We start from the raw sequence: 18,429 nt of genomic DNA, 5'->3' as shown, positions 1-18,429 counted from the left end.
TTAAAAAACGAAAGCGTAGGTGGAATCCTTTTAATTTAGATACGTCCACATAATTATATTTAGCCTATCCTTATCTGTTAAAGAACTCTTAATATTTTAATTGCCTGTTTATAATTTTTACTGCTTGTTCTATCCAGTCAGAATCATATTTTAAATACATATCTGGAGCAACACCAACAGACTCGAAAGGCAGATATTCCTTATGGCGTTTAGAGGTTATAATAGCCACAAATTTCTTGCAAGGTAAAGGGTTTGAAATGTTCTTTTTCAATTCGTAGGTAAGTGTACCCTGAGTTTTATCTCCTAGAATTTTGGTGTTAGGAAGCTTTTTTAACTTTACTGCAAATTGTTCTGCATTACTAGCGGTGTTATGATTTATTAATACAAACATATTGTTGCTTGCAGAATACTGAGTTAAAATTTCTAATAAAACATCAGAATTGCGTTCGCCACCTCCTGTATTATCTCGTAAATCGACAATTAAATTTTCTTTTGATAATGAATTTTCCAAGGTTTTATAAAATGCTTCAGCATCCGACAATACTGGATAAAAAGAATCAAAACTTCCTGCTTTTATATAGGTTGTTTTATCGTTTAACTCTTTTCTTATGAATAATGAGTCGCGTGATGGTGCTAAGTGATATGGTTTAATATCCTGGTGTTTCCGTAATCCTAGTTTTAAAAACATCCCATTTTTTATACGTTCGGATACGGCCACCATACGTTTGTTTTTTTGCTGACCAAAAATGGCAAGCATCAAATCTTCTCCATAAGGAACCAAGGTGTACATAATTTCTCCAGCGTTCCAGTTTTCCAACTCAGATTCCAAGATAATACCTATATAATCTTGGTTATGTTTATAAACACCCAAGGTTACATAACTTGGAAGCTTATAAACCCCTTCAATATCCGTAAAAGGGCGTTTGGATAATTCCTGTTTCAAACTATCTAAACTTATCGTTGTATTGGTTATATATTGTCCTTTACTTTCGGGCATTCCAAAAACGTTGATATGATTGTCATTAACAGCTAATGCCAATTTGTTAAGCAAAACCAAACATTCATAATCAGATGTTATCGTATTTAATTTAGAACTTAAATTTTGAAATGTTTTTTGATAAGTGGCCTTACTATCCTTATAAGCGGGCGTTTTCTGAAGTAATCTATCTAAGGCATCAAAATCTTTAGAACAGTTACAAGACTGAGCATTTATAGCGCCAACCCATAAAAAATTAAAAACGATAAGGATACTAAATTGAAAGCGTTTAGTCATTTAGCTTTTTTTTGTGAATATATAAAATGTTGTATTAATCCTTGTACATGCCAATATATAATTCGCCTTTATCATTCATAGCAGCACGATACATTCCTGAGGTATTAAACTCCATGACGATATTGCCATTTTTATCAACAGCAACAATGCCGCCGTTGCCTTCTCCATTACCAATACGCGGTAACTTTTTTTGAATTACTTCTTTTGCAGCTTCAGCTAAAGAAAGCTCCTTATACTCCATTAATGCTGAAATATCATAAGCCACCATACCACGAATAAAATATTCACCCCAACCAGTACTAGACACAGCACAGGTATTGTTATTGGCATAAGTGCCCGCTCCAATTATGGGCGCATCACCTATGCGTCCCCAACGTTTATTCGTCATACCCCCAGTTGACGTGCCAGCAGCTAAATTTCCATGTTTGTCTAAAGCAGCACAACCTACCGTACCATATTTTGAGTCTTTCAGGGTTCCGTCATAAAATGAAGCTACGTTTTTATTCTCAGAAGCTTTTACGCGTTCTAGGGATTTCATGCGATCCTCGGTGTAGAAATAACTAGGATCTACAATTTCCAAGTTTTGCGCTTTAGCAAACATTTCTGCACCCTCTCTAGATAACATTACGTGTGGTGAATTTTCCATAACCGCTCGCGCCAGATTAATAGGGTGCTTTACTATTTTGGTTCCTGCCGATGCCCCTGCGTTTAAGGTTTTACCATCCATAATAGAAGCATCGTGTTCGTTGGTGCCCTCGTGAGTAAAAACGGCACCTTTGCCAGCGTTGAACAAAGGAGACTCTTCCATAACATTTATAGTTTTTTCTACGGCATCTAAACTTGTACCTCCATTTTTTAAAATGTTATAGCCTACACGAATAGCTTCCTCAAGTTTTTGTTGGTAAGCGGCTTCTTTTTCAGGTGTCATATATGCTCTTTTAATGGTTCCGGCACCACCATGTATCACAATAGAAAACGCTGCCTTTTCTGTAGTATCCGCTGTTATTTTGCGTTCAATGTCAGGTTCGTTTTTACATGAAAATAAGGTAACAATAATGCTAAATAAAAAGATGCTATTCTTCATAAAAAGTGTCTCATTTAAAGTTTTAAAGTTACTAATTTTATCATTAGTGAAATTCAATAAAAATGACTTTTTATTAGTATATTCGCAAATAATTTCAATTTAATTAACAAATCAATAATTAATGAGCAAAGTAGCATCTGATTTCGGTATAGATAACGCACTTCAAATCTTAGGAGTAAACGCCATAAACAAAGGCACTTCTACAGGGGCTAATAATTTTTCGAATGGAAAAACTATTGAAAGTTATTCCCCAGTTGACGGGCAGTTAATTGGGAAAGTGAAATCTACAACAAAAGAAGATTATGAATCCGTTATGAAAGCTGCTACAAATGCCTTTAAAACATGGCGATTAATGCCCGCACCTCAACGTGGTGAAATCGTACGTCAGTTTGGAGATAAATTACGAGAAAAAAAGGAAGCACTAGGGAAATTGGTATCCTACGAAATGGGAAAAAGTTATCAGGAAGGTTTGGGCGAGGTACAGGAAATGATTGATATTTGTGATTTTGCAGTAGGCTTATCGCGCCAGTTGCACGGACTCACTATGCATTCAGAACGTCCAGGACACAGAATGTATGAGCAATATCATCCGCTTGGTGTAGTGGGTATTATTTCAGCATTTAATTTTCCCGTAGCAGTTTGGTCCTGGAATACAGCTCTAGCTTGGATTTGTGGTGATGTTTGTGTTTGGAAGCCTTCTGAAAAAACGCCGTTATGTGGTATCGCATGTCAAAATATAGCTGCTGAAGTATTTGCAGCAAACAACTTGCCCGAAGGTATTTCTTGCTTAATAAATGGCGATTATAAGGTAGGTGAATTTATGACCAAAGACACCCGTATTCCATTAATTTCCGCAACAGGTTCAACCAGAATGGGAAAAATTGTAGCGCAGGAAGTAGCTGGTCGTTTGGGGAAATCGCTCTTAGAACTAGGCGGTAATAACGCCATTATTGTAACACCAGATGCCGATATTAAAATGACCGTAATTGGTGCTGTTTTTGGAGCTGTGGGCACTGCAGGACAACGCTGTACATCTACGCGTCGTTTAATAATTCATGAATCTGTTTATGATACAGTAAAACAAGCTGTGGTTGATGCCTACAAACAATTACGCATTGGAAATCCCTTGGATGAGAACAATCATGTAGGCCCACTTATTGATACCGATGCAGTACAAATGTACACACAAGCATTAAAAAAGGTTGTTGAAGAAGGCGGTACCATAGTTGTTGAAGGCGGTGTGCTTTCAGGCGAAGGCTACGAAAGTAATTGTTATGTAAAACCAGCCATTGCAGAGGCTAAACCTGATTTTAAAATTGTTCAGCATGAAACTTTTGCGCCTGTTTTATATTTATTAAAATATTCAGGAGACGTTGAAAATGCCATAGACATCCAAAATAATGTAGCTCAAGGTTTATCATCAGCAATTATGACTAACAATCTTCGTGAGGCAGAACGCTTCTTATCACATTCAGGTTCGGATTGCGGGATTGCCAATGTAAATATTGGGACTTCTGGAGCTGAAATTGGAGGTGCCTTCGGTGGTGAAAAAGATACTGGTGGTGGACGTGAATCTGGTTCTGATGCTTGGAAAATTTATATGCGTAGACAAACCAATACCATCAACTACACTACAGAATTGCCTTTAGCACAAGGTATTAAGTTTGATTTGTAAATAAAATTGCGTCCGCGAACTTTTTTGTGAGCAAGGTTTACCTCATTAAAATGATTAATAGAGAAGGAAACGCTGATTTGGAAACTTGTTACTAAACCTTTTAATACGCCCACCTTCAGCCGTATTTTTTCGTATCTTCATAGGTAAGATTAAACCTTTTTAAACTTCTAAAGTCTAAAGGGTTATATTTATATTGCCATCAACCCGCTAAACTTTATAATATGAAGAAGAAACACATACAGCATTTATACTGGCGCGTTGGTTTTGGAATTTCACCTTCAGAATTAGAAAAGCTATCTAAAAAGAATAAAAAACACATTGTAAGTGGCCTTTTTAAGAGTTCTTCTTCACATACAGCATTAGAGGTTGACACTTCTGAAATTAAAGCCGTTTTCTCTGGAATGATGAGCGAGAAATTAGACCCAAAAACCCGTATGGAAATCCAAAAAATGAGTCGCCAGAAACAAATGGAACTGAATGCTGCTTGGATTGAAAGGTTATCTACTTCCAAAGAGGTTCTACGGGAAAAAATGACGCTTTTTTGGGCGAACCACTTTGTTTGTGAGGATAACAATATTGTTTACATACAGAACTTCAATAACACCTTACGCAAATACGCTCTTGGGAATTTTAGGGATTTTGTAAATGCCATTTCAAAAGAAGCGGCAATGACCAAATACCTCAACACCAAACAAAACAGAAAACACAAACCCAATGAGAATTTTGCACGCGAACTCATGGAACTATTCACATTGGGTGAAGGACAGTATACCGAGCAAGATATTAAGGAAAGTGCGCGTGCATTTACAGGATATTCCCATAATATAAAAGGTGAATTTGTGTTTAGAAAATGGGCGCACGATTTTGAAGACAAGACCTTTTTTGGGAAAACCGGCAATTTTTCAGGAGAAGATATTGTGGATATTATTCTGAATAAGAAGCAATGTGCCACATATATTTGTGGAAAGTTATATAAATATTTTGTGAGTGAAACCATAAACAAAAACCACGTAAATGAACTGGCCGATGTGTTTTACAAAGACTATAATATTGAAACCGTAATGCGCCATATGCTATTAGCAGATTGGTTTTATGATGCACAACATATAGGTAATAAAATAAAGTCCCCCATAGAATTTTTAGTGGGTATAAAAACGGTGGTGCCAACAGAATTTAAAAACCGGAAACAACTTATATACATTCAAAGGTTGTTAGGTCAAACATTACTAGACCCTCCCAATGTAGCTGGGTGGAAAGGTGGCAGAAATTGGATTGATAGCAATACCATAGTGTTACGTTTAAAATTACCTTCCATGTTACTTAATAGTGGTTATATTTCAAAAGTTAAGGAAGGCCATGGTAGCGTTTTATCTGAAGAAATGAACGCAAAATTCAATAAAACATATGGCAGATGGATAAAAACGGATGTAAATTGGGATGACTTTAATAAAACCTATAAAAATGTAAAATTGAACAGTTTGCAGGAATATATTTTGGCGTGTGATATTAACACAGATACTAAAAACTATCTTGACACTTTACAGAAAAATTCCAAACAAGAATATTGCATACAGTTAATGTCTTTGCCAGAATATCAAATGTGTTAGTTATGGATAGGAGAAAATTTTTAAAACAGTCATCATTAGCAAGTAGCCTCTTTTTTGTACCCAGTTTTGTGAGAGCGTTCGAACAAGTAGCTAGCAGTACATTAGGATATAAACGCTTGGTAATTATTCAGCTTTCAGGGGGTAATGACGGGTTAAACACCATAGTCCCTTTTAACAACGATATTTATTATAAGGAGCGCCCAAGTTTGAGCATTTCTAAATTTGATGTAATAAAATTAACCGACGAGGTTGGCTTAAATCCAAGTTTAACACCGTTAAAGCGGCTTTACGATCAAGGTTATTTGTCTATTATAAATAATGTGGGCTATCCAAATCCGGTACGGTCGCATTTTAGGTCTATGGATATTTGGCAAACTGCATCAGATGCTGATACATTCTCACAGAGTGGATGGTTAGGTAGATATTTAGATAACTACGGTAAGCATCCCCATTCTGCGATTGAGGTAGACGACAGTTTATCGTTGGCCATGAAAGGCGAAAACGTGAATGCTATAGCCACAAAAGACCCAAAAGCATTTCAGAACTTATCCAAAGACCCGTATTTCAAAAATATTCATAGACATCAAAACGATGCGCATCTAAGCGAGCATAACCTAGGCTATTTGTACAAGTCTATGATTGCTGCACAATCTTCGGCAAAGTATATTTTCGAAACCAGTAAAACCGTGTCGACCTCTCAAGACTATCCCAATAATAAATTTGGCAAACAATTAAAAACTACGGCACAGTTTATAAACTCCGGCTTAGACACAAAAGTGTTTTACACCTCCTTAAACGGTTTTGATACCCATGCAAATCAGCTAAATACTCAAAAACGCTTATTAGGGCAATATAGCGAAGGTATTGAAACGTTTGTAAAAGATTTAAAAGACAATGGCACATTTAAGGATACTTTAATCTTAACTTTTTCTGAATTTGGGCGCCGCGTAAAACAAAATGCCAGCGTGGGTACAGACCATGGCACCGCAAACAATGTATTCGTAATTGGTGAAAATCTCAAGAAGCAAGGCTTTTACAACGACATGGCTAACTTGAGTAATTTAGATGATAATGGCGACTTAAAATTCGAAATAGATTTTAGGACTATTTATGCCACAGTGTTGGATAAATGGCTTGAGGTTGACGATAAAAAAGTACTGAACAAATCGTTTAGCCAGTTAGATTTTATTTAAAATTATTTGGGCGTTACCCCTCCCTTCGACAAGCTCAGGGCAAGCGGATTGCCTCTTTACCATTTAGGTTTTCAAACTAATTTTTTAGTTTTTTTTCAGGGTTGGTTTAACCGTCTAGGTCATAAGTAGTTGCGTAATTTTGCGCTTAACTTTCCACTATACACCAAGTTGGAAATACCGCACGAATTTCCAAAGTAGCCGAGAACCAGCAATTACCTATGGGCATCTTAAGTTTGTTTCTAGCTATTTTTCTCCTATATGTTTTTTATAGAATTTCCAAACCTCTTTTGCCACGTTCCGACCTAATTCGAGTCCAGCTACATTGTCAGCTTGTATATGGTAGCCACCTAATACTCTTGAGATGCCAGCCATTTCTGCTGTTTCTGTAAAAGTTGGAAATTCCAAGGTTATTTTTTCTCCCAAATTATCTGGTTCTGTCATTGCACCAGCAACTAATTCGGCACTAGAACCAAATTCATCACTTCCAGTCCACATTTTCAATGCTTCTGCACATCCTCCACTAATTGTACTATGCCCTGAAACATAACTTGGAAATGGGGGGCACAAAAATGTTTCTGGCGAATAAGGACGCCATTGTTTTCCGTCCATTTCTATCATTCCTTTTCCTTCTCCTCCCCAAGCTTTTATTTTTTGGTTCTCGTAGTATTTGTGAACTAATGCATATGGTCTAGCATAATCATAAAACATCTTGGAATCCCAAGACGCAATAAAAGCATCCATTGCCACTACTTGGTTATAGAAGTACATTTTTACATCTTGGTCTAGGGTATGATTATCTCTTCTTGAAACATCTTGTGCAAATTTCAACCAATGTCCTGCTTGTTGCACGGATTGTGGACCGTCACGCATAAATTCAACTAAAGCTTTTTGGTAATCAGTTAAATTGGCTTGCATTTCAATTACTTCTTGTACTTCTTTCTCCAATTGTTCAGAACCAATCATTGGTGGAGGACCAGGCCTAAATTGGTCGCCTGATTTTAAGGCAATAGGTTTTACTTTGTCCCAAAATGGTGTCAAACAACCTGGGGCAAATGTTCCTCCTTTTCCATCCGAAAAATATTTTGGCTGCCAACGATTTGCATCAACGTTTTTATCAGCTGAATTTATTGGTTCGTAGCCAACGTAATTAAAGTAGGGTTCGCCATTTGATCCTTCTTCTTCTCCATATTGATTTGCTCCGTCTCCCTTTCTAGCTTCAATAACTGCTTTAGCAGCTAAATTCCCAATTCCTTCTGGTGTGTTTGGGTCAAGACTATCATTGCGCGGGTCTAAACCCAATTGTATCATAAAATCTTCAAATAGTTTTTTATCAGAATAGTAATATTCATTCATTGTTCGAAATGCTGCATAGCTTATGGCTATTTCCTTATTTCTTAAGGAATGCTCTTTTTCTGGTGTCCTTTCTACATTATTTAAATAAACAGGAATTGCTTTTTTGTCATATCGCGACCAAGCGTCAAAAATTGAAACAAAAATTAAGCCTAAATATCTAGAGGTTATTGTTGGTCTTGGTTTAAACTTTTCTGTATCGTTAGCTGTTGCGGTCAACGCCATTTGCCCCCACTTATAAGCAATATTTTCAACTCCTTTGGGTTCAGTTATTTCAACCGAACTTTGCTGTTTGTTTTGATTATCCTTACACCCAAAGAAAAATAAGGTGATGAATGATAACAATAATATTCTTTTCATTATTATGGTTTTATTTTAGCTTTCCAAATTAAAAAAAAAGGTGAAAAATTTATCTCGATTTTCTGGGATTAATTTCGTTAATGAGACACAATGTATTCACGCATATGTGCCGTTAAACGAAGGTAGTCGAAAATTTATACAAAATCAAGCTGTGTCGTCCGTTGTGGTCTAGTTAGATAACAAAAAAAAGCTCTTAATATCACAACAAAATGAGGATATCAGTAAAACCTAGGACATAAAAAAACCTTGACTCTGTTTCGATTTGGAGCACAAGGTTTAGTTAAAATGATTAATAGCGGTGCAAACATACTATTAAAACAGGCCTTTACTATTGCCAAATCAAGAAAACCTTATAATGAGAACTTCGTTGCAACATTAGCCTAAAATTGCTTATTTTTTAACTAAGTTCTTTGTTAGTCTTTCTTTTTTTTCTTTCTTAAATTCTAAATAAACTCCATTATGGTCAGACATATAATTTCCATTTTTGTCAAAATTATCCCAAGCTCCGATTTCGTAATTTTCTAATGAGTTTAACCAATTAGTACTTACACAAATATGATCAATATTTCTCCTTACTTTTCCTTTTTTAATGTCAATGCTCAATTGTTTTGTTTTTGAAAAATCTATTCCAGTTAAACAGGTTAATTCAGTTTCTTTAAGTTTTTTTGTTAATAAATCTCTTCCGCTTATTGTTCCATAACCTTTTGGTAAATTATCTCTTGTTTGGTTAAAATCTCCAATTACGAAGAAAGGAATATTATTATTTTCGGATTGAATCTTTTTCCAGTCGTTACTTTGTCTTATAATATCTTCTTCGTGTAGTTCCCATGCTTTATAGCCCGAAAATTCATAGCGCTTTCCACTTACTCCAGCCATATGATAAGGAATAATAGTTCCGTAAATTATTAAATCTCCAATAGGTGCTTTTATTAATGCGCAGGTTGTTCGTTTATTGTCAAATGTTTCAATTTCTTTTTTAATTTCCCATTTTGACCAAATTGTAACCCATTGTTCATTTGGGTTTCTGTCAAAAGGAATTGATTTAACAGCTTTATAAAATGGTTTTAAATTTATAGCATTGCTTGTCTCTGTTAATATAAATATATCTGCATTTATTTTATTAATTTGTTCAATAACTAATTTAGTTTTCTTTGTTCCGATTTTTGGTCTTTCAACATTCCAATTTGCAATTCTATAAGTTTTATCTTCAATTTCTGTTACCCAAAGTTTTAGTGAACTAATTGGAATTATCTTGTCAGAGATTAAAGTTAAATTGAAAGGTAAATTTAACTTTCCAATATTTTCTATGTTTTCATTAATGATTTGATTTTCTCGACAATAAGTAATTAAAATTTTCAGATACCTTCGATAGATTAGAATAGAAGGTTCTTTTCCGTTTTTATTCATCCAATCGATTAAATCTCTATCTGATTTCGAACTATTACAAGACCTACAAGCCCAAACTAAATTTTCTCCAATATCTAAACCTCCCTTTTTTCGTGGAATTAAATGGTCGGTAGCTAAATGTTCTTTTGAACCGCAATAATTACAAGATTGAGGCAAAATCATTTTCAGGCGTTCATCATCGAAAAATGATTTTATGTTCATTTCTCCATTATTCAAGCCTCTATATAATCTATTTCTTATTCCAAAATGTTTGGATGTATATTTTTCAGATTTATCTTTGTAAGCAACGTGAGCCATTGCAAGATTAGAATAAGCCCAAAATAAAATATCGCCAATCGTTTTTAGTTTCAATTTTTAATTTTTTTGTTTTTCTTTTTAAGTTCGGATTACGGTTGCTTGGAAATGAAGCCCAACGTGTTCACGCATATGTGTCATTGGTATGGCTTAATATCCGCAATTAAACGAAGGTAGTTGAAAATTTATACAAAATCAAGCTGTATCGCCCGTGGTAGTCTAGTTAGATAACAAATAAAAAGGCTCTTAATATCACAACAAAATGAGGATGCCAGTAAAAACTAGGACATAAAAAAACCTTGACTCTGTTTCGATTTGGAGCACAAGGTTTAGTTAAAATGATTAATAGCGGTGCAAACATACTATTTTTTCGTAAAATAAAAATACCTCAACATTAAATTATAGTTAAATTTATAAACAAATGTTAATTGTACTTTACCTTTCTTAAAATGCGCATGGTTTCTTTATATAGGAGGTAAATACCATTACCTTGAGCTTTTAAATAGTCTTTTGCTTCTTGAAGTTTGGTTAAAGCATCTTGAAAATCATTTAAATAACAAAGCAAATATGTAGAAGGCAATTGCTTAAGATCTAAAATTTCGTTTTCAGTTAAGGTGAGTCCCTTTTTTAATTTGTCTAAAAGTGCATTATTAGTATTATAAATATGATACAATGTTTTTTTATTGAACTGTGGCGGCTCAAACAATAATTTGGTATCTATGTTATATTGGGCATTATCCTGAAAGCTAATAGTGGTTTCTTCTAAAGGGTAATATTTAAAGTTCTTTTGGTAACCAAGATTCACATATTCAATAATCTCAAAAGTATCCTCTGTAATGATAATGGACACTTCATCTAAAGCTGAAAAAAATAATCGCACCTGCTCATTTATTAGTTCAATATCTACTCTAGAATAAAACACTTCGTTTTTTACGATTTTCTTTTGTCCTGCCCAACACACCACAAAATATTCCTTAAACACTTTATACTGTGCATTAAAGTCTTTACGCGTATTCATAAAGTCTATTACGCCATCCAAAGTATGCTCAATATTGTTTTGAGCGTTTCGTTCTATGGCCTCAACAATCTTAGAGTTTACGTCTTTAATATCGCTTTTAAACACCTTGGGCATACTCATACTACCATCTCTAAAAAACACAGAACCACCATAGTATTTCCAGATATTCTTTCGTAGCGCGGTAAGTTTCCCAATAGGTCTTATGGTTACCAAACCCACAACCTTATCGTCTGGTAAATGCGGAAACGGTATGTTTTCATATTGAACAATAGGCGGATTGTTTAAATAGGCATTAATTAAATTTTGAATTTTACTATCATCAAAAAAATCTACACCAATAATCTTGTTGTCCTCATCCTCAACACCAATAACCATGTAGGAATTGTTTTTGGGATTGCTATTGGAAAGCGCACAAATATGTTTTAAAAACTTAGCTTTTCCTTCTTTAAAACTTATATCAATTTTTCGCTTTTTGTCATAAAAACTGTTCTCATCATTATGAGCTAGAAGATGTTTAATAAGTAAGCGTTTATTAATCATAGATACTTTCTGATAGACAGAATCACTTAATCGTCAAGGCTCTTTTTAACCGTAACACTATTAGCCTGAGCTGTGCAGAACATCAAAACATCGGCAATATTAACATGAGCAGGTCTAGACACTGCAAAATAAATCACTTCGGCAACATCCTTTGCTTGCAACGCTTTAAAACCGGTATATACAGCATCGGCTTCCTTACCGCCTTTAAAACGTACTTTAGAAAATTCGGTTTCCACCAAACCAGGATTTATAGCGCCTACTTTTATACCAAATGGGTTTAAATCTACGCGCATCCCCTCCGTAATAGCTAAAACGGCGTGCTTACTACCACAATACACATTACCCTTAGGATATACCTCTTTTCCCGCAGAAGACCCAATATTAATGATGTGTCCAGATTTACGCGACGTCATTTGTGGAATAATGGCTTTACTTACGTACAATAAGCCTTTTACGTTAATATCCATCATGGCATCCCAGTCGTCTAAACTACCATCTTGAATAGGATCTAAACCGTGTGCATTCCCAGCATTATTGATTAATATATCAATCTTACTAAATGCTTCGGGCAAAGAAGAAATGGCATCTAAAGTTGCTTGTTTATCTCTTACATCAAAACTTAAAATGTGGACATCGGTTAACCTGCCTAAAGCTTCTCTAATAGTATTAAGTCTATGTAAGCGCCTTCCGCATAGTACAAGTCTTATGCCTTGTTTTGCAAACTCATAGGCTGTGGCTTCACCAATACCACTTGTGGCTCCTGTTATAAATGCTGTTCTCTTCATTTTTATAATTTATTGACCCTAAAATACTCAAAAGACATTTACTTTTACCGTTTATCGAATTTTTAATCGATTGCATTACTGTTTTTTCGGTTTTGAACAACATTTAAACGTCTAAGACTTTAATTTTGTCGTAAATTTTAAAGAAAAAAATAGATTTATGAAATTGTCAAAGTATTTAAAGTTAGTATTTTCATTCGTTTTTTTAATGTTTCTGGTGTCGTGTGATGATTCCGATACAACAAAAACCAATGCTGAAGCACCAACTATTTCCATAAGGCTCGTTGATGCTCCTGGGGATTTTGAAGCAGTTAATGTTGAAGTAGTTGACGTTATGATTAAGATGGACGATAACAGCGATGATGATAACGGTTGGATGTCTTTAGAAGCCGAAAGCGGTATTGTGGATTTATTAGATTTTACTGGAGGTATTAGTAAAGTTCTAGTAGATAGATTCCCAATTCCTGAAGGGAAACTAACCCAAATGCGATTGGTTTTAGGAGATGGCAATACTATTGTAATTAAAGATGAAAACGATGAAGATGAAACGTTTGATTTAAAAACACCTAGCGGACAACAATCTGGATTAAAATTAAAAGTAAACACCGAAATTCAAGAAGGGTTTGTTTATGATTTTGTTTTAGATTTTGATGTTGAAAAATCCATTGTAATTGCAGGAAATTCTGGAAATATTATTTTAAAACCTGTTTTGTATGTAAGTGCAGAAGTTAATTCTGGCATTATAGAAGGCACGGTTAGTCCGTCTGATGTTCCTGTTATGGCTTCAGTATTAGTAGACGACATGGGCACTCCAGAAACAGATGATGACTTTGTAATTTCGGCGTACACCGACGATACAGGTAAATTTGCATTGTGGGGAGTCCCTCCAGGAACTTATGATGTGGTAATTATGCCAACTGATGATGATTCTGATTATGCAGATACTGTAGTTGAAGGAGTTACTGTAACTAAAGGTGAAGTTACAATTATTGATGAAACTATTGCGCTGAGTTTAAAACCAGCCTCTTTAGTAGGAAGCGTTTCTGGGTTAGCTACCGATGTTATTGCAACGGTTGCAATTAATGATACAAATAGTACTAGTGTAAATACCGATGCAACTGGTGAATATAGTATTGAAAATATTGTTCCAGGAGACTATAAAGTTACATTTAGTGCCACAGGTTACGTAACCCAAGAAATTGATGTTACGCTTGAACCTGGTGAAGCCAAAGAATTAGATGCTACTCTAATTGTAGAATAAAGTTAACGTTCTTATAGGGCTGTTAGAGGCTTTAAGTCGATTTTAAATGATATAAATCTCAGAGGATACAAATAGTATCCTCTGATTTTTTTTATGTATTTCGGTTTCTAGATAAATAAAAAGTAGCACACACTTTAGGTTTCATACCTATATCATTCCCATCCATATAAGAATTTAAAAAACATTGGCTATTTTAAAATATGCATCAATGAAATTCTTACTACAATTAGAAAAGGCAACGATAAACGTTGCCTTTTCAAGAGAATTAACCTTGTTGCTATTAACTATTCTCTTCAATCTCCCCAATTAACCTTAAGTTAGGAATTAAGGTCTCTTATGAGGTGCAAATATAAAGTAGGGTTTTTTACAACTGTACGACATGTGATGTCAGCGCATTTTTTTCTTTTACATTTTATAATATCCTGTTTTATTATATTTACGGCAAACTGCCCTTTATGAAACGGTACAATTCCATAGGAGAACTTTTTAAAGACTATCGCATGTATTACGATATTTCTCAGCTAAAATTAGCGAGTAATTTGAATATCGATCTGAGAACTTTGCAACGATGGGAAAATAATGAGACACTAATAAAATCAGAAAACGAGGAGTCCATTGTTCTTGAAACACTCATGCCGTATCAATTGATTCATAATTTAAATGCAGATATACCAATTCCCACCTATTATGATTTTAAGATAAATAAATACGCTTTATCAGAACAGAATAATCCATTACCGAAACTTAGTTGGTACAAAGATCAAATTCAAATTACAACCGATAATTTAAGAACAATAGATTTCGACTATGATTTTAAGCACATAGAAAAATTTATAGATGCTCAAAAAAGAGATGCTAGTTACGTGAATGCCAACCTCATAAAAGAGGCTATTAAATTACTTCCAGAAATTAATCTAGTAATAGTGGGTAAGGCTGGGTATTATGCCGGACATTGTATTGTACTCCCATTAAAAGAAACAACATATTTAAAACTAAAACATAGGGAAATAACTAACAAAGATTTAAAAGCTGAAGATTTAGTTGATTATAAACGGGAAGAACAGCCTATATTTTACAGGTACGATATTACTGGAGATTGCAACGAAACTATATTTTACATTATGGCCGAATTTTTTAGGTTTTTTATGCGTTTTAAAAACAAAACATACAGGTTTGCAGGCTATACAGAACGAGATGATAACTACAATTTAAATTTACAAATAGGTCTAAAAGTTGTATGGGAAGATAAAGCGTTACAGAAAAAGTTAAATTTAGACTTTCCACCTCGTTTTCTAGAAGGTGATTTTAACCCATTCTTTGCTGATTTTTAGATTTGGTACAACTCCAGCTTTTTTAATTTCTTTAAAGCCATTGTTATCAAATGATAATATTTTAATTTGGAAATAGCAGAAGTGACTAAATCTTTTATATATTTGTTTTGTAATTATGTAAAAATTAAGGGATTAATTTACATCTAGCTATACTTTTTGCAAGTGTTTTTACGTTAGAAATCTAAAAGATAGGTTAAAAAAAAGTGTTTTTTATCGATATTTTTAACCGTTCATAGATGTTTTTTTGATGTAATATTTTTAGTAGCGCCCTTTTTTTTATACATTTGCGTCCCAATGATGATACAAAATAAAAGAATATTAGCCTCAATCTTATTTGTATTAATAAGCGTTGTATGTGTTGCACAGGGTAGTGGCGATATGCCTCCGCCTCCCCAACCTCCACCTCCTGTAGGCCTTCCCATTGATGGTGGTGTCTTTATAGGTGTTTTAGTTGCTCTATTTTATGGCGGAAAGAAATTATTTAAGAAATAGCGCTTTTAGATTCTATTATGCATCAATTTTGCAATATATTTTCCTAAGACATCAAATTCTAAATTCACTTTAGTTCCTCTCTTAAAATGTTTAAAGTTAGTGTGCTCATATGTATAGGGTATAATAGCAACACTAAACGTGTTTTTTCCAGAATTTACCACTGTCAAGCTTGTACCATTAACTGTAATAGAGCCTTTTTCAATAGTAATATTATTTAAGGTAGCATCGTATTCAAAAGAAAAAAACCAACTCCCATCTGCATTCTCAATATTGGTACAAATAGCGGTTTGATCTACATGCCCTTGTACTATGTGGCCATCTAGTCTATCACCCAATTTCATGGCGCGTTCTAGATTTACCTCATCCCCCACCTTCAGGGTATTTAAATTTGTTTTATTAAGAGTTTCTTGAATAGCCGTAACCGTATAGTTATCCTCGTTAATATTTACCACTGTTAAACACACACCATTATGGGCAACACTTTGGTCTATTTTCAGCTCGCTGGTAATATCACTTTTTATGGTAATATGAAGGTTATCTTCTTCGTGCGTTAAATTGGTAACCATTCCTAGTGATTCAATAATTCCCGTAAACATAGTATTATGTGTTTATTTGGTTAAATTTGCACATCAAAAGTACGTGAATTTTTTCATTTCAAAATTTGAAAACATGGAAATAGAAGAAATTTAGTGAACTTAAGAAGTGGATAATAAAGTAAACCAAAATTAGGGCATTCATGAAGCATGAAGAAAATATAATAGTAGGAATTTCGGTTGGAGACTTAAATGGAATTAGCGGCGAAATTATTATAAAAACCTTTGAAGATTCCAGGATTCTTGAACTATGTACTCCTGTAATTTTTGCTTCTATAAAAGTAATGCACTTTTTTAAGAAGCATTTTAACTCATCTATAGATTTTAATAGCATCCATGACATTAACAACCTGAGCCACGGAAAGGTTAATGTACTAAACTGTTGGAAAGAACCAGTGACTATTAACTTTGGTATGGAGGAGCCTAAAATAGGTGAGTACGCTTTAAAATCTTTAGAAGCAGCAACAAAAGCACTAAAACAAAAGCAAGTTGATGTTTTGGTTACGGCACCGATAAATAAGCACAATATTCAATCTGAAGCTTTCACATTTCCTGGACATACCGATTATTTAGCTAAAGAATTGGGTGGAAAAAGTTTGATGTTCATGGTAACAGATACTTTAAAAGTAGGTTTATTAACAGACCATGTACCAGTGAAGGATATATCAGAACATATTTCGGAAGCACTAATCACCGATAAAATCAATACAGTTTACGACACCTTAAGGAAAGATTTTAAGATTGTAAAACCAAAAATTGCAGTATTAGGCATTAACCCTCATACGGGAGATAACGGTGTAATTGGCAGTGAAGATGATGATGTTATGCGGCCAACACTAAGAAAAATTAAGGAAAGTGGCAAGTTAGTTTATGGGCCTTATGCGGCTGATAGTTTTTTTGGCTCCAATAACTACAAAAACTTTGATGCAATCATTGCCTCATATCACGACCAAGGCTTAATTCCATTTAAAACACTATCCTTTGGTCAAGGGGTGAACTTTACCGCAGGCCTAACCCGAGTTAGAACCTCACCAGACCACGGAACAGCATATGAAATAGCAGGCAAAGGAGTAGCTGATGAAAGTTCGTTTAAAGAAGCTTTGTTTATGGGAATTCAAATATTTAGAAATCGTTCTGATTTTGAAGAACTTACAGCGAACCCTTTAAAAAAACAACCAAGAAAGCTAAGCTTAAAAAAATAACATTTAGCAAGTTGGCGTAAGCTAAAAAATTTATATATTTGCAGGCTCAAAATAGATGTGACCATGAAGCCAATGAAAGAATATGCAATCTCATTTGTGGGATTAAAGGTCGGGAATCACGATTTTGAGTACAGGATAAACCAAACGTTCTTTGATTATTTTGGGTTTGAAGAATTTAATGATGTAAATGTTAAGGTTGATATTGTTTTAAACAAAAAATCAACTTTATTAGAATTACACTTTGAAATTTCTGGATACGTAAATGTAAATTGTGATGTTACAAACGAACCTTACAATCAAAACATAGAAAACAGTTTTGATTTAGTAGTGAAGTTTGGTCAAGAGTACAACGATGAAAATATTGATATTCTTATCGTGCCTCATGGCGAGCACGAGATTAACGTCCAACAATACCTTTACGAGCTTATAGTGCTTGCAGTACCCGTAAAGCGCACGCATCCAGGAATTGAAGACGGGACATTAAATTCGGAAATACTTGAAAAACTAGAAGAACTAAGTCCTAAACAGGAAAAAGAAAAAACAAACGAGGATATTGATCCGCGTTGGAATACATTGAAAAAACTATTAACGGATAAATAACATAAAAAATGGCACATCCTAAGAGAAAAATCTCTAAAACAAGAAGAGATAAAAGAAGAACACATTACAAAGCAACTGCGCCACAGATTGCTACATGCCCAACAACAGGAGAAGCTCACTTATATCACAGAGCACACTGGCATGAAGGAAAATTATACTACAGAGGTCAAGTACTTATTGATAATTCTGAAGAAGCTGAAAACTTAGCATAAACATTATGCATGCATATAACAAAACGCTCACTTGTGGGCGTTTTTTTTATGATATGCATTTCTATACGGTAAAAAAGCCTTAATTTGCACTATAATTATTCAAAATTTTCTATTTTTCGATAAAAATTAGGCAATTTTGATTCGTTTAAGTCATT

Annotated in this window: 16 protein-coding genes; 8 read left to right on the top strand and 8 right to left on the bottom strand. The window is 34.3% G+C overall.

Going from position 1 to position 18,429, the window contains the following annotated elements:
- Window positions 1–88: 88 nt before the first annotated feature.
- Both BMY39_RS02675 and BMY39_RS02670 read right to left on the bottom strand, forming a co-directional pair.
- A complete protein-coding gene (locus BMY39_RS02675) occupies window positions 89–1,273 on the bottom strand; it encodes a S41 family peptidase (RefSeq protein ID WP_092575016.1) in 1,185 nt (394 codons plus the stop codon).
- A 34-nt stretch (window positions 1,274–1,307) separates the two neighbouring features.
- Window positions 1,308–2,357: an isoaspartyl peptidase/L-asparaginase family protein gene (locus tag BMY39_RS02670; RefSeq protein ID WP_092577584.1), complete on the bottom strand. Its 1,050-nt coding sequence runs from the start codon at window positions 2,355–2,357 to the stop codon at window positions 1,308–1,310.
- 121 nt (window positions 2,358–2,478) lie between these two features.
- On the opposite strand from BMY39_RS02670, the gene amaB reads away from it, so the two are divergent.
- The 3 genes from amaB to BMY39_RS02655 all read left to right on the top strand — a co-directional run bounded on the left by amaB (window position 2,479) and on the right by BMY39_RS02655 (window position 6,832).
- A complete protein-coding gene (gene amaB / locus BMY39_RS02665) occupies window positions 2,479–4,032 on the top strand; it encodes an L-piperidine-6-carboxylate dehydrogenase (protein WP_092575012.1) in 1,554 nt (517 codons plus the stop codon).
- Between the two features lie 221 nt (window positions 4,033–4,253).
- Window positions 4,254–5,639 carry a DUF1800 domain-containing protein gene (locus tag BMY39_RS02660; RefSeq protein ID WP_092575008.1) on the top strand — a complete coding sequence of 462 codons (1,386 nt, stop codon included), beginning with the start codon at window positions 4,254–4,256 and terminating at the stop codon, window positions 5,637–5,639.
- 2 nt (window positions 5,640–5,641) lie between these two features.
- Window positions 5,642–6,832: a DUF1501 domain-containing protein gene (locus BMY39_RS02655; RefSeq protein ID WP_092575005.1), complete on the top strand. Its 1,191-nt coding sequence runs from the start codon at window positions 5,642–5,644 to the stop codon at window positions 6,830–6,832.
- A 243-nt stretch (window positions 6,833–7,075) separates the two neighbouring features.
- Here the strand turns inward: BMY39_RS02655 and BMY39_RS02650 are convergent, their stop codons facing one another.
- From BMY39_RS02650 to BMY39_RS02630, 4 genes are all read right to left on the bottom strand, one after another.
- Window positions 7,076–8,542 carry a vanadium-dependent haloperoxidase gene (locus BMY39_RS02650; protein WP_092574999.1) on the bottom strand — a complete coding sequence of 489 codons (1,467 nt, stop codon included), beginning with the start codon at window positions 8,540–8,542 and terminating at the stop codon, window positions 7,076–7,078.
- A gap of 390 nt (window positions 8,543–8,932) precedes the next feature.
- Window positions 8,933–10,300: an HNH endonuclease gene (locus BMY39_RS02645; protein ID WP_177176530.1), complete on the bottom strand. Its 1,368-nt coding sequence runs from the start codon at window positions 10,298–10,300 to the stop codon at window positions 8,933–8,935.
- Window positions 10,301–10,667: 367 nt separating this feature from the next.
- Window positions 10,668–11,801 carry an ATP-binding protein gene (locus BMY39_RS02635; protein WP_092574995.1) on the bottom strand — a complete coding sequence of 378 codons (1,134 nt, stop codon included), beginning with the start codon at window positions 11,799–11,801 and terminating at the stop codon, window positions 10,668–10,670.
- Window positions 11,802–11,827: 26 nt separating this feature from the next.
- Entirely contained in the window at window positions 11,828–12,586 is a 759-nt protein-coding gene (locus tag BMY39_RS02630) for an SDR family NAD(P)-dependent oxidoreductase (RefSeq protein ID WP_092574993.1), read from the bottom strand.
- Window positions 12,587–12,743: 157 nt separating this feature from the next.
- Here BMY39_RS02630 and BMY39_RS02625 point away from each other — a divergent pair, with 157 nt between their 5' ends.
- Both BMY39_RS02625 and BMY39_RS02620 read left to right on the top strand, forming a co-directional pair.
- Window positions 12,744–13,844 carry a DUF4382 domain-containing protein gene (locus BMY39_RS02625; RefSeq protein WP_092574991.1) on the top strand — a complete coding sequence of 367 codons (1,101 nt, stop codon included), beginning with the start codon at window positions 12,744–12,746 and terminating at the stop codon, window positions 13,842–13,844.
- Window positions 13,845–14,299: 455 nt separating this feature from the next.
- Window positions 14,300–15,175 (top strand): helix-turn-helix domain-containing protein, encoded by an 876-nt coding sequence (locus BMY39_RS02620; RefSeq protein WP_092574989.1) that lies wholly within the window; start codon window positions 14,300–14,302, stop codon window positions 15,173–15,175.
- A 230-nt stretch (window positions 15,176–15,405) separates the two neighbouring features.
- Here the strand turns inward: BMY39_RS02620 and BMY39_RS15040 are convergent, their stop codons facing one another.
- Window positions 15,406–15,597, bottom strand: a complete 192-nt coding sequence (locus BMY39_RS15040) for a hypothetical protein (protein WP_177176529.1) — start codon at window positions 15,595–15,597, stop codon at window positions 15,406–15,408.
- Between the two features lie 75 nt (window positions 15,598–15,672).
- Complete coding sequence (locus BMY39_RS02610; protein ID WP_092574985.1) at window positions 15,673–16,263, bottom strand: riboflavin synthase; 591 nt, start codon at window positions 16,261–16,263, stop codon at window positions 15,673–15,675.
- Window positions 16,264–16,403: 140 nt separating this feature from the next.
- On the opposite strand from BMY39_RS02610, the gene pdxA reads away from it, so the two are divergent.
- The 3 genes from pdxA (at window position 16,404) to rpmF (ending at window position 18,274) form a co-directional block, all read left to right on the top strand.
- Window positions 16,404–17,462, top strand: a complete 1,059-nt coding sequence (pdxA, locus tag BMY39_RS02605) for a 4-hydroxythreonine-4-phosphate dehydrogenase PdxA (RefSeq protein WP_092574983.1) — start codon at window positions 16,404–16,406, stop codon at window positions 17,460–17,462.
- A 63-nt stretch (window positions 17,463–17,525) separates the two neighbouring features.
- Complete coding sequence (locus BMY39_RS02600) at window positions 17,526–18,062, top strand: YceD family protein (protein ID WP_092574981.1); 537 nt, start codon at window positions 17,526–17,528, stop codon at window positions 18,060–18,062.
- An 8-nt stretch (window positions 18,063–18,070) separates the two neighbouring features.
- Window positions 18,071–18,274 (top strand): 50S ribosomal protein L32, encoded by a 204-nt coding sequence (gene rpmF / locus BMY39_RS02595; RefSeq protein WP_092574979.1) that lies wholly within the window; start codon window positions 18,071–18,073, stop codon window positions 18,272–18,274.
- Window positions 18,275–18,429: the final 155 nt, after the last annotated feature.

This window comes from Hyunsoonleella jejuensis, assembly GCF_900111025.1.
In the GTDB taxonomy this organism is placed as follows: Bacteria; Bacteroidota; Bacteroidia; order Flavobacteriales; family Flavobacteriaceae; genus Jejuia; species Jejuia jejuensis.
The sequence above is the reverse complement of the archived record's forward strand: the minus strand, read 5'-3'. Positions and strand labels throughout refer to the sequence as shown.

Coding starts and splice junctions, on each gene's coding strand:
- pdxA (WP_092574983.1), top strand. CDS start 16,404: ATGAAGCATGAAGAAAATATAATAGTAGGAATTTCGGTTGGAGACTTA.
- amaB (WP_092575012.1), top strand. CDS start 2,479: ATGAGCAAAGTAGCATCTGATTTCGGTATAGATAACGCACTTCAAATC.
- BMY39_RS02660 (WP_092575008.1), top strand. CDS start 4,254: ATGAAGAAGAAACACATACAGCATTTATACTGGCGCGTTGGTTTTGGA.
- BMY39_RS02620 (WP_092574989.1), top strand. CDS start 14,300: ATGAAACGGTACAATTCCATAGGAGAACTTTTTAAAGACTATCGCATG.
- BMY39_RS02655 (WP_092575005.1), top strand. CDS start 5,642: ATGGATAGGAGAAAATTTTTAAAACAGTCATCATTAGCAAGTAGCCTC.
- BMY39_RS15040 (WP_177176529.1), bottom strand. CDS start 15,597: ATGGGAAGGCCTACAGGAGGTGGAGGTTGGGGAGGCGGAGGCATATCG.
- BMY39_RS02675 (WP_092575016.1), bottom strand. CDS start 1,273: ATGACTAAACGCTTTCAATTTAGTATCCTTATCGTTTTTAATTTTTTA.
- BMY39_RS02600 (WP_092574981.1), top strand. CDS start 17,526: ATGAAGCCAATGAAAGAATATGCAATCTCATTTGTGGGATTAAAGGTC.
- BMY39_RS02625 (WP_092574991.1), top strand. CDS start 12,744: ATGAAATTGTCAAAGTATTTAAAGTTAGTATTTTCATTCGTTTTTTTA.
- BMY39_RS02635 (WP_092574995.1), bottom strand. CDS start 11,801: ATGATTAATAAACGCTTACTTATTAAACATCTTCTAGCTCATAATGAT.
- BMY39_RS02610 (WP_092574985.1), bottom strand. CDS start 16,263: ATGTTTACGGGAATTATTGAATCACTAGGAATGGTTACCAATTTAACG.
- BMY39_RS02650 (WP_092574999.1), bottom strand. CDS start 8,542: ATGAAAAGAATATTATTGTTATCATTCATCACCTTATTTTTCTTTGGG.
- BMY39_RS02630 (WP_092574993.1), bottom strand. CDS start 12,586: ATGAAGAGAACAGCATTTATAACAGGAGCCACAAGTGGTATTGGTGAA.
- rpmF (WP_092574979.1), top strand. CDS start 18,071: ATGGCACATCCTAAGAGAAAAATCTCTAAAACAAGAAGAGATAAAAGA.
- BMY39_RS02670 (WP_092577584.1), bottom strand. CDS start 2,357: ATGAAGAATAGCATCTTTTTATTTAGCATTATTGTTACCTTATTTTCA.